Source organism: Allocoleopsis sp., assembly GCF_036703385.1.
GTDB lineage: Bacteria > Cyanobacteriota > Cyanobacteriia > Cyanobacteriales > Coleofasciculaceae > Allocoleopsis.
The window spans coordinates 1-12,075 of sequence record NZ_DATNPA010000332.1 but is presented as its reverse complement, the minus strand read 5'-3'; the positions used below and the strand labels follow the sequence as shown (position 1 = coordinate 12,075).

At 46.5% G+C, this 12,075-nt stretch carries 9 protein-coding genes; 6 read left to right on the top strand and 3 right to left on the bottom strand.

The window, feature by feature from the left end; genetic code table 11:
• The first annotated feature begins 270 nt into the window (after window positions 1–270).
• A complete protein-coding gene (locus V6C93_RS16470; RefSeq protein WP_349262736.1) occupies window positions 271–1,398 on the top strand; it encodes an amidohydrolase family protein in 1,128 nt (375 codons plus the stop codon).
• Window positions 1,399–1,537: 139 nt separating this feature from the next.
• Window positions 1,538–2,002 carry a VOC family protein gene (locus V6C93_RS16465; RefSeq protein ID WP_333477754.1) on the top strand — a complete coding sequence of 155 codons (465 nt, stop codon included), beginning with the start codon at window positions 1,538–1,540 and terminating at the stop codon, window positions 2,000–2,002.
• A 91-nt stretch (window positions 2,003–2,093) separates the two neighbouring features.
• Here V6C93_RS16465 and V6C93_RS16460 read toward each other — a convergent pair whose 3' ends face one another.
• From V6C93_RS16460 to V6C93_RS16450, 3 genes are all read right to left on the bottom strand, one after another.
• Entirely contained in the window at window positions 2,094–3,881 is a 1,788-nt protein-coding gene (locus V6C93_RS16460; protein ID WP_333477753.1) for a PAS domain-containing sensor histidine kinase, read from the bottom strand.
• Window positions 3,882–4,010: 129 nt separating this feature from the next.
• Window positions 4,011–5,624, bottom strand: a complete 1,614-nt coding sequence (dacB, locus tag V6C93_RS16455; RefSeq protein WP_349262735.1) for a D-alanyl-D-alanine carboxypeptidase/D-alanyl-D-alanine endopeptidase — start codon at window positions 5,622–5,624, stop codon at window positions 4,011–4,013.
• Window positions 5,625–5,952: 328 nt separating this feature from the next.
• Window positions 5,953–6,675: a DUF2834 domain-containing protein gene (locus V6C93_RS16450; protein WP_333477751.1), complete on the bottom strand. Its 723-nt coding sequence runs from the start codon at window positions 6,673–6,675 to the stop codon at window positions 5,953–5,955.
• 527 nt (window positions 6,676–7,202) lie between these two features.
• Between V6C93_RS16450 and V6C93_RS16445 the strand changes: the two genes are divergently transcribed.
• The 4 genes from V6C93_RS16445 (at window position 7,203) to V6C93_RS16430 (ending at window position 11,683) form a co-directional block, all read left to right on the top strand.
• A complete protein-coding gene (locus tag V6C93_RS16445; protein ID WP_333477750.1) occupies window positions 7,203–8,873 on the top strand; it encodes an alpha-amylase family glycosyl hydrolase in 1,671 nt (556 codons plus the stop codon).
• Between the two features lie 283 nt (window positions 8,874–9,156).
• Window positions 9,157–9,735 carry a DUF3727 domain-containing protein gene (locus V6C93_RS16440; protein WP_333477749.1) on the top strand — a complete coding sequence of 193 codons (579 nt, stop codon included), beginning with the start codon at window positions 9,157–9,159 and terminating at the stop codon, window positions 9,733–9,735.
• A 64-nt stretch (window positions 9,736–9,799) separates the two neighbouring features.
• On the top strand, window positions 9,800–10,888 hold the full coding sequence (mltG, locus tag V6C93_RS16435) for an endolytic transglycosylase MltG (protein WP_333477748.1): 1,089 nt from the start codon (window positions 9,800–9,802) through the stop codon (window positions 10,886–10,888).
• Window positions 10,889–11,119: 231 nt separating this feature from the next.
• Window positions 11,120–11,683: a YqeG family HAD IIIA-type phosphatase gene (locus V6C93_RS16430; protein WP_333477747.1), complete on the top strand. Its 564-nt coding sequence runs from the start codon at window positions 11,120–11,122 to the stop codon at window positions 11,681–11,683.
• Window positions 11,684–12,075: the final 392 nt, after the last annotated feature.

Sequence of the window (12,075 nt, the reverse complement as noted above, 5' to 3'; positions counted from 1 at the left end):
GTGCGATCGCAATTTCCTCTGATAATTTAGGTAAGCTGATTGAGTGGCCCGTGCGTAGCTTTGCTGGTGAATTGATGCGCCGCAGTTGGCACCCGGTTCTTTTCTTCCCGCCGCAACGATAGTTTTGAAGGTTGAAGGTTTCAATGTTGAAGGTTGAAGGTTTCAATGGGCTTTCCTTCGTTGTAAGCTTTAAACTTGCGAACTTTCAACCTGGCAACGTTCAACCTACTAGCCTGTAACCTATTAGATATTCTCTATGACCCATTGTCTATGATTGACCTCTGGGATATCGCTGCGATCGATCAACATGCGCACAACCTGCTAACTCCTTCAGCAGCAGCTTGTTATCCCTATGCGGCAGCGTTCACAGAAGGGTATGATGACGAAATTGTCAATCATCACGCCCGGAACAGCTTATTTTACCGACGTAGCCTGCGGGATATTGCCCAGCTTTTGGAGTGTGAGCCACAGGAAGAGGCGATTGTTGAGCATCGCACGCAACTGGGGTTAGAGAAGCTGACGCAACGATGTTTTGAGGCATCGCAGCTGAAGGCTGTTTTCCTGGATGATGGCTTTTTAGTCAATCAGACTCTCCCGGTAGAATGGCACAAGCAATTTGTGCCAGTGCAACGCATCCTGCGGCTGGAATATCTGGCAGAAAATCTCATCCGTGAGGAAGGCAACTTTGGCAGGTTCCTGGAACGTTTCCGCAGTGAGATTGACCCTCCACCCGCTGAGGTTGTGGCGTTAAAAAGCATTGCCGCCTACCGCACGGGTTTGGATATTCAAAAGACGCCAAGGGATTTCGCGGAGCATCGCTTCTATGCTCTCAAGCATGAGTTTCGAGATCAGCCAGTGCGCCTTGCAGACCAACCCTTAATTGATTTTTTGGTGATGCAGGCGTTGGAAATTGCAGCTAAACATGGGATGCCAGTGCAGTTCCATACGGGATTTGGTGACCCTGACCTTAACTTGCAGTTGGTGAATCCGCTAAATATGCGATCGCTCTTTGAAGACCCACGCTTTCGCCGCGCACCCATTGTACTGCTACACGCCTCTTACCCTTATGTACAGGAAGCGGGGTATCTGGCATCTGTCTATCCCCAGGTTTATCTGGATTTTGGTTTAGCCGTGCCGTTTTTAAGTGTTGCGGGGATGCGCAGAGTCGTTCAGCAGCTACTAGAACTTGCTCCCACTAGTAAGCTGATGTACTCTTCCGACGCTCACAACATTCCAGAACTATATTACCTAGGAGCGAAATGGGGACGCGAGGTGCTGGCGCAGGTTTTGGATGAAGCGATTAAAGATAGTGACCTTACAGCGAAGGAAGCGGAGTCCGTTGCGAGGGCAATTTTATCTGAGAATGCCGATACGCTGCATCGACGGCATCAACGATAGACTGGGACTAATCATGCTATCAGCCGATTCTGATACCAATTTAAACAGAGGATGCGGCAGATCATAGATTGAAAGCATTGCCTCCAGAAGACTGGTGCAATCCAAAATCCAAAATCCAAAATCCAAAATGGTATGAGTTATGCTGTCTAGTCCTGATTCCCTCAAATGTGCCCTTGTTCCAGGAAATCTGCGTCGCGTGCATCACATTGCCTTGAACGTGCGCGATATGGAAGCTTCTCGGCACTTTTACGGCAATATTCTCGGTTTGCATGAACTCAAGGGCGAAGAGGTTCCAAAAACTCTCGTTGAATTGGTCACTGCTGGAAAAGTTGCTAATTTTGTCACTCTGGATGGCACGGTTATCGATTTGTTTTGGGAACCGGAGCTCGCACCGCCAGACTCTGACCCCAAGCGTGCTTTTACCCGTGCGAATCACTTAGCTTTTGATATTGCTCCAGAGTTATTTGAACAAGCGGTTGAAGTGCTGAAAACTCATCAAGTTCCTATCGATCACGGCCCAGTTACACGCCCTACCGGACGAGGAATCTACTTCTATGACCCGGATGGCTTTATGATTGAAATTCGCTGTGACCCCATAGAATGATTGATAAGTAGGTGCAGGCCAATAAACTGAAAATAGTTTAATTATAAAGAAAAAATTTTCTTGGCTTTTCGCCTTTGGAGTCCAGGCATTCTCAGTGCAGGGCTGCTAGTGCGCGTTGATCGATTCCGCTACTGTGTCGAGCAATTGGCAGCTCAATCACAAACTCTGTCCCCTGATGGGGGACGGAATGACACCTAAGCTGACCCTCGTGTTTTTCTACTACAATTTGGTAGCTAATCGACAATCCTAAACCCGTCCCTTTACCCACTGGTTTCGTTGTAAAAAATGGGTCGAATATCCTTAGCTGAATGTCTGCCTTTATTCCAGAACCGTTATCAGCAATCCTGATTACCACCCTTTTGTCTTCAACTACCTCAGTGTGAATGCGAATTGTCGGTGATTGGTAATGGCTAATGGGTAATGGGTAATTGGAACTTTCTTCTTCATCACCCATTACCCATGACCTATCAGCATATTCCAACGCATCAATCGCATTGCTGAGGATATTCATAAAGACTTGATGGAGTTGACATGGGTAACACTCAACTAGAGGAAGTTCACCATACTCTTTAATTACCTGAATCTTAGGACTATCGGGATTTTGTGTGAGTCGGTGGTTGAGGATGAGCAAGGCGCTATCGATGCCTTCATGAATATCTATCGGCTTGCATTCTATTTCATCAAGGCGGGAGAATATCCGTAAAGACTGCACAATCTCACTAATTCGGTGGGTACCTTCTTTCATCGAGGCTAGCAGTTTCGGGAAATCAGAGGTGATGAACTTTAAGTCAACCTTTTGTATCTGTTCGGCAATCTCTGCAACTGGCTGAGGGTAGTGTTTCTGATACAGTTCGACGAGATGCAGCAAGTCTTGGGCATAATCACTCGCCACGTAGATATTGCCATAGATGAAGTTGGTGGGGTTGTTGATTTCGTGGGCAACTCCTGCTAAAAGCTGGCCCAAACTCGCCATTTTTTCGTTTTGCACGAGCTGGGATTGAGTGCGAGTGAGTTGCTGCAAGGTTTGCTCGAGTTGCAACGCTCTCTTGTGTTCTTGCTGGGTGAGCGATCGCAACGCTTCTTCTGCCATCTTACGCTTAGTGATGTCCGAAAATGAGGTAACGACTGCGTAGGGTTGGGTTTCTCCAATGTGAAACAGGGGTTGGGAATTAATGGTAATCCAGGTAAACGACCCATCCAGTTTGTGGATACCCATAATTACGTTATGCTGCGGTTTGCCCGTCCGTAACGCGATCATCGCGGGATGCAGTTCTCCAGGAAAAGGCGAACCATCTTCGTGAATCGTCTCCCGGGAGAAGTCCATCGAGGTAAAGAGCTGCATCTGTTGGGCGGTTAGTCCTAGGATACGTTCAGCACTAAGATTACACGCCGTAATCCGACCGTCTGCCTTCTGGAGTACAATCCCCTCAGACATTGCCGTCACGACGGAACGATAGCGCTGCTCACTGACTCGCAGCTCTTGCTCTATTCGTTGGCGCTCTTGAATTTCCTTTTCCAGTTGTGCAGTGCTGGGAATTGCCAGTGCCTGGGGAAGTAATAAGACTAGCTCGAATGCCGTATATAAAGAGACAACGGCGGTACAGGCTTTGATCAAACCCGATAGCCAATAGTTGGGATGCCAAAGCGTCCAGATTTCCATGATGTGAGTTGTGCCACAGGAAATGATGAAGGCACTAAACAACAGGAAAATCCAGTTGAAGGGTACATCTCGTCTCTTGGCAACAAAATAAGTTAGCGTTACCGGAATTGAGTAATAGGCAAGTGCAGTTAACGCATCAGCCACGATGTGTAGCCCTACTAACCCTGGCTTCCAGAGATAGCAATGTCCGTGGGGGATAAAAAATTCTGCTAAAATCATGCTGAACTATCTTCTCAAGATTTCAAAAAAATATCTAAAAGATAGATGCGAATTCCCCAAGCTTCTTAAGTCTAGTCTGTCACCACAGCGACAGATGAACAATTCAACTTCCCAAGTTAAGCTTTAAACTTAAGAACAAGCACGCAAGCGAGTTAGCAACAAAACAATTTCATCGATCGCTTGGCGTAATGTGGCAAATGATTGGTCAGATTGATTCACAATGATACTGAAAACTAAGGGTTGCTCACCAGGGATATTCAGATAACCGGATAAGGCGGAGACACCAGTCATAGCGCCAGTTTTGGCTTGGATATTGCCTTGGGCTGCTGTATTGCGAAAGCGATTTTTCAGGGAGCCACTAACACCCGCAATCGGTAATGAATCACGGTAAACTCTAGCTTGGGAAGTTTGTGCCATCAGTTGTAGGGTTTGTGCGATCGCTTCTGGACTGACTAAGTTGTGACGAGAGAGTCCCGAACCATCCACGAGCACATAGCTTTCCGGGTCAACCCCCAAAGTTGTTAAGGTGGCTTTCAGCTGTTGGAGTCCTATCTCAGCCGAGTTACGGTGAGGAATGGTAAGACTCAGCTTTTGCAGCGAGGACGGGCGGGACGCCCATCCCACCATCAATAATTTTTCTTGTGGGGTAGGCATCCTGCCTGCCTCATTCAAGCTTTCAGTATTCTGAAATCCCTGCGCCGATACTTGTAGTGTCCGCAGTAGCACCTCGGCATAAAGATTATTACTATTCTGATTGGTCTCGAATATCAAAGCAGCTAAGGGCGGGGATTCAACAGTTGCTAATTCCCGTTGCTGATTCGTGCTACTATTCGACACCACAGACGCCCGCTTAACGGTAATTCCCTCCAATGCCAGCGTATGCCAAACATGTTGCAAGAAATACTGGGCCGGGTTAGGAATTGCCATTCCAAATCTTTCGGGTTTAGCGTCAACAGGTAGTTGTCCATTGATTCGCAATATGGGCTGACCCAAAACAGCAGTAACAGTTACAGAGTTGGGTGTTCCAGCTTCAGCTGTTACGGACTCATTTTCAATTCGCCACTGCCTAGATGCGATCGCATCAGACCAACTCAATCCCAACGGTTGCTCGGGTTGCTGGGGTGATAGCGTCAGCTCTACCGCATTTTGATTCAAAATCAAGCTATTCACCGATGTCCCATAATCTGCCTGGATATCCTCCCACTCCCAAGTTGGATGAACCACATCCCCTTGAAAGTAACCATCCTCTACAATGAGCTCCCTAACCTCACGAACTCCCTGACGCTTGAGTTGTTGTGCCAACTCTCTCAGTTGAGTATCCGTCAGACTGGGGTCACCTCGTCCTACCACCCGCAACGCACCTGCACCCGCATCATATATAGATGTCCGAATCCGATAGTCTGAACCTAGGGCAAGCAAAGCTGCTGCGGTTGTCAGTAACTTTGTATTTGATGCTGGGATAAAGTAGCGTTCAGCTTCGCGGCTGTAAAGAGGGCGAGTTCTTATCTTTGGTGATAAAGGTTCAATCAAGATACCCCAACGGGCACGACGAAATCGGGGACGGTTAATCACCGCTTCAATCGCTGTTCCCAATTGGGCAGGACATATTAATTCAGACGCTTGGTCTTTCTGTGCAACCAGCCGCGTTGGAGACTGGGAAGCTAAAGCGCCAGAGGCTTTGCCGGAGTGCCCATTGCCATCGAGCACAAGTGCCGTTAGGCTCAGCACTGCCAGTCCAAGCATCAATCGTGCTTTGGGAAACAGCAATACAAAAATCGGAGTTTTACGAATTACAGATAGTTTATCAACAATAGGATGATGGTGAGTTCTGCCCTAAGCCCAATGGCACTGAAATAACGAGCCGATCCGCCCCCCAACCCCCAATTCTGGGGGAGCCAGAGTTCAAAGTCCCCCAGACTTTTAAAAGCGTAGCAACATCTGGCTTCCCCCTTTTTAAGGGGGACGGGAGGGGGATCTCCTTGGGGGATTTAGGGGGCAAATTCCGCAGGAGCTCGCTTAAGTCAATGCCATTTGCTCTAAGCCCATAAACACGGACTATTTAGCCTACTGGTCACTGTTTGCTCACTGATACTAGAGATGCCATCTCTCCCCTCTTAACTCTCTCTGAGTCGGTTTCTGGCAAAGACGGACGCAGGCAGAGATAGACCAGTGGGCCAAACAAAGGCACCAACGCCACCGCCCAAAAGATACGGGAATCCTTTATACCCCGCCTCGCCATATCATCATCAAACAAAGAGGTTAAGGGAAATATGAGACACATTAAACAAAAATCCAGACTGATCAGGTGAACAAATTGCCGAGTCTGGAATTGCTCCATGTAATCTCCCCAATCTCCAGCCAGGATAGCGTAAGTAAACAAAGCGATTGTAGCCACTAGGAGAGAAACGCCTGTTGATCGCCGATCTAAAATTCGCAGCCACTTATCTTTTTTTCCGTAGAATTCTGAATTAGATTTACGCAAGATTAAATACGGTATGAGGCACATCACTCCCGTGAAGTTTGACCCTAAGAAATAAGGCCAAACACGGAAGTTTTGCATCCTGCCATCGGCGAACATCAGGCAAGCGTAAATCATGGGCCAGACACCCATTAGCCAGAAGATCGCTGTGAGGATCGCGCTCACCTCTCCCAACTGAAAGGTTAATAGCTTTTTTACTAGAGGCCAGGTATCAGGTTGATCGAGGGGTGCTAACGCTATAGTGTAGGTGACAAACCCCACCTCTATCAAAAACAATACAACTTTTCTACCGTTAATCTCACTCAGGAATTGCATATAAATCAGATAACTAACTTTAAGAAAGCTAGAATTCTCTTATCTATTACGCCTTCGTCAGTCTTTGGACTGATTAACCTACACTTATTTTCTCTAGCCATACTTCCAGGTAAATCTCTCTAAAGCCTCATTTATACCAATTTCATAAATGCTGCTTACTATAAATAGTTTTCTTGTTCCCCCGAACCTAAGGAGGGTTATACCAATTGGGTTTGAATTTGGCACATATTCTATTTTGCTCCCCCTTAATAAGGGGGGCTGGGGGGGGTGAAATGTGTCACTCTTATATCCAATTGGTATTAGGGGGATAAAACTGTAGCACTATTTAATGGAATTGATATGAAGTCATTGGATTTATTTCCGCTCCTCTGACTAGGAAACTGTTTTTTTTAATTACTACAAAGTAATTAAACCTTAAAATAACTTTTGAGGATTTGAGATTTATTTCCCTGGACTGATGTAGAATCAAGACTTTTATAAGTATTTTTTTAATATCCTATTTTATCAATCAACTTTTAAAACGCAAAATGCCCAACTCAATTCAGTTCGATCTGTTTGCTCCTCGTAACCAAAAAGCGGCTTTAATCGGCTCTTTCTCTAACTGGAAAGAGATACCGATGGAGAAAGGTGAGGATGGGTATTTTCGTACTCAAATTGAGCTGGAGGATGGCGTTTATCAATATAAATTTCGTATCCAAACTAAAAGCCCCAATTTTAAACCTGATCAATGGGTGGAAGTCATCGATCCCTACGCAACAGACGTTGATGAAACCCAAAAAACGGGTGTATTGCGGATAAAAGAGGGTAAACAAGTCGTTGATACCTATGTTTGGCAACATGACGACACACTGTTGCCTAATAATCACGAAATAGTCATCTATGAAATGCACGTTGCAGATTTTTCCGGCGGTGAGAATGACTCTGAAAAGCGGGGAAAATATGTAGATGCGATCGCCAAGTTAGATTACTTGTGTGAACTGGGGATTAATGCGATCGAATTAATGCCAGTGAATGAGTATCCGGGTGATTATAGTTGGGGCTACAAAGTGCGTCACTATTTTGCTACGGAATCCAGCTATGGTTCCACAGAAGATTTGAAGCGGTTTATTGATGAGTGCCATGCTAGGGGAATTCGGGTTTTCTTAGATGGAATTTATAACCACACCGATGAAGAATGCCCATTAATGCTGATTGATCGCAATTACTGGTACTACGAACACATGCACTATCCCGAAGACCAGGCAAATTACTGGGGGCCAGAGTTTAACTACGACAACTATGACGAACTCTTAGATGTCAAACCCGCCTGGAAATTTGTTGGGGATGTGGTGCGCTACTGGGTTCAGGAGTATCACATTGATGGGATTCGCTTTGATGCAGTGCGCCAATTAGCAAATGATAAATTTCTGGATTGGCTAGCCAAACAAGCGAAGAAAAATGCTGCACCTAAGCCGTTTTATAATATTGCGGAAAACATCCCGGATACTAGTGCGATTACCACTCCAGAAGGGCCATTAGATGCCTGTTGGCATGAAAGTTTTCGCTACTTTATAGTTCCTCATATTTGTGGGGAAAGCTTTGAAATAGAGAAGCTTAAGGAAGTTTTAGACCCGAAACGGCAGGGTTATGAGTCTACAACAAATGTAATTAATTATTTGGCGACTCACGATCGCGAACATCTGTTCAGGGAATTAGGCGAACGGGGCATTTTTGACGAAGCTGCCTTTGGGCGAGCCAAGTTAGCCGCTGTTGTACTAATGACAGCAATGGGCATACCAATGCTCTGGATGGGAGAAGAGTTTGGTGAGCATAAGCGCAAAAGTGAAAAGGTGACTCAGCCCAAGAAAATTGCTTGGCCCTTGTTGGAAAGAGACTTTAATCGGGATTTGTTTGAGTACTACAAAAAAGTTATCGCTCTACGTAAACAAAATTCAGCCCTTCAAAGCAACACTATTGAGTTTTTTCATGAAAATCCAGAAGCTAAAGTACTAGCCTACGTTCGTGGAAATGATCAAGGTTCTCGTGTTGTTGTCGTTGCGAATTTCTCGGACAAGGTCTTGAATGGATACCACGTTCCCAATTTTCCTGGAGCTGGAATTTGGCACGAGTGGATGGGCAACTACGACATAGAAGCTGAGGAAGAGGGTCTCACGATTGATATAGGAGGCTACGAAGCAAAGGTTCTTGTCTGGCAGTGAGCTTGTTTAGCTTCACCCGCATCGTAGTGTGCTAGGGTGGGCATGGCCTAGGATTCTCTCGGACAGAGGGCTACAGGATTTCACTAGGCCATGCCCACCTGACATTGAATTTCGCCTACTGACTCACCTATCACCCATTACCTATTACCCATTACCCATTTCTCAGCTTCAGACTCATACATCATGATATTCTGATGGTTGCGACTTGCGCCCAGGCGTCTTGTCACAACGGAGGTTGGCGTTTTTCCTATCTCCTTCGAGTCTCTCTAGCAGCCTAACTGCCATGTTTTCATCTGAATTTCCCCAAGAGAATGGGTCATCCGGTAACCCTAGCGTTACGTTAAAGGATGAAGCTGGACGATCGCTCAATTGTTACATTGAGCATTCCCTTGAAGTGGAGGGTAATGAATACCTCCTCCTCCTACCGGTGGACTCACCCGTAGAGATTGTGGCATGGGATGAAACCGAAGATGAAGAAGAAGCAGACGCCACTCTCATTGAAGACGACGCTGAGATTGACCTGATCTTCTCCGATGCCCAAGCCGTTCTCGCTGAACAAAATCTGACGCTCAAGCGCACCGCCTATACACTCACGGTTGAAGGTGAACTGCCTGCTGTGGATGAGGAAGAGATTCTCACCATAGAGATAGAGGAAGATGAGGTGGAATTAGAGCCAGAGCAGTTCCAGTTTCTGGCAAGCTTCTATCATGAAGAACAGGAGTATGGGATTTACACTCCCCTCGATCCCTTGCTATTTTTTGCTCAACGGGACAAAACGGGTCAACCTGTATTGCTTTCCCCAGAGGAGTTCAAAAAAGTGCAGCCCCTGCTAGAAGAATTGCTCTTTGATGAGCTCGAATAGACCGAAGCTGATCCCAGGACGCTAAAACCTTTCAGGGGAAAGTAATTATTTACGGCACCAGGTTATGAAAGCGGTCAGTCGCATATCCAAATGGTTGTTTTATCTGGCCCTCCTGCCAGCTGTACTCTTGATTGGTGCATGGCAGGGGTGGGAGTGGTGGAGCTGGGCGCAGTCACCCGTTATCAGCCCATCCTCAAACGCCGGGGAAGATAAAGCCGTACAAATTCAGATTCCCCCAGGAACGGCAGCTCAGAAGATTGGCAAAGATCTGGAGGCTGCCGGTTTGATTCGTTCTTACCAAGCTTGGAAACTTTGGACGTATTGGCTGAGGTTTCAGAATAATCAGGGTGGCTTTAAGGCGGGAACTTACAAACTGTCCCCGACACAACCCCTAACTGCGATCGCAGACAAAATTTGGGCGGGTGAGGTGATGCAAGTCTCGTTCACCATTCCCGAAGGCTGGTCGCTCCAGCAGATGGCAACTTACTTTGAATCCCTAGGGTATTTCAAAGCGCAAGACTTTCTCAATGCCGCCAGCCAAATTCCGAAGGATAAGTACCCCTGGCTACCCGATAACTTACCCCACCTAGAAGGGTTTTTGTATCCAGACACCTATCAATTGCCGAGCGATCGCATGTCCGCCCCACAAGTCATCCAACAAATGCTCAGCCGCTTTGAGCAGGTGGCACTGCCGATTTATCAACAAGGACGAAACCAAACCAAGCTCAACCTTCTGGAGTGGGTAACCTTAGGCAGCATAGTGGAAAAAGAAGCCGTACTTCCTGCCGAGCGCCCGCGCATTGCCGGTGTTTTTACCTCCCGTTTACAAAAGGGAATGAAACTCGAAACTGACCCAACCGTTGAATATGGGCTAGGCATTCGACAAACCGTTAATCAACCCCTAACTTTTGCACAGGTCAAAACTCCCTCTCCCTACAACACCTATATCAACCCCGGACTGCCACCGACGCCTATTGCGAGTCCGGGTGTAGCCAGCTTGAAAGCCGCTCTTTATCCTGAAAAAACTGATTTTCTCTTTTTTGTTGCGCGCTACGATGGCTCTCACGTTTTTAGTAAAACCCTAGCCGAACACCAAGCCGCTACCACTGCGATTCGCCAACAAATCAACTCCCAGCCAAAGCCAGCCTCCTGACAGTGAGCAGTGAGCCGTGAATAGTGAGCAGTGAGCAGTTGTCACTGTTCAACGACTCATTCCTCCCATTCCTGATCCCCTCAAACTCCTTCTTCTCCCCCTCTATGGCAGTCAAGACAAATTAGACTTCCTCGAAATTTGCTCAATAACGGGCAAGTGCTTAAGATGCTTTAAGGTTAAAGGTGCAAATTTTCCAATTTTTCTGCAATCGTAATACTTTACTCAGTCCTCATGTCTTGGCTATCTCACTTACAACCCAATCTAATTCTCGGTGGCCCCATCCTGGGTCTCACCCCAGAAATCTTACAGAACTATGAGATTAAAGGTTTAGTTCTCGATGTTGACGAAACCTTGGTACCCCTTCGCTCAAAAGAGGCGTCTGCGGAACTCAGAGAGTGGGTGGAGCAAATCAGACAGGTGGTTTCGCTATGGCTGGTCAGTAACAATCTCAGCGAAAGTCGGATTCGCAGTATTGCCAATTCCCTGGATTTGCCTTACATCTTAGCGGCAAGCAAACCCTCGCGGCGAAAGCTAAAAAAAGCCGCAGCAGCAATGAATCTCCCGGTAGAAGAAGTGGCAATGGTCGGCGATCGCTTATTCACCGACGTTCTGGCAGGCAATCGTCTGGGCATGTTCACCATTCTCGTCGAACCGATGGTAGACCCCAGCATCATTGCGCCTTCATACCCAACGCGTGACTTTGAAGTTTGGCTGACACAAGCCTTGGGCGTTTCACTCTCAGCTCAGCAACAAAACTTAAACAAACATGATAAATCAAGAAAATATGAAATATAAAGAAAACATTACGAAAGCGAAACCTCATATCAAATCATGGGATATTTAATATTAGTTCAAATGGGGTCAGCAAATATAAAGACCCTAAACATATTAAAAGCCTAAATTTTTTCTAGAGCGCCCAGCTTAAAACTTATATAAGCTGGGCGCTCTAGGCTTTTTCCTAGCTACAAGGGTTCAGATTAAAGGATTCAAGTTTAGCCAGTTGCAGGTGATTCAGTGAGCAACTTGCACCTTAACAAGTTATAAAGTTATCTGAGAGCCATTGCGGCTCGTACACTGCTTTAATCCTTCGGGTAATGGGTAGTTCACTTCTGGAACCGTCAACCTCCAGCCTTCAACCATCAACCATCAACCATCAACCTTCAGCCTTCAACCATCAACCATCAACC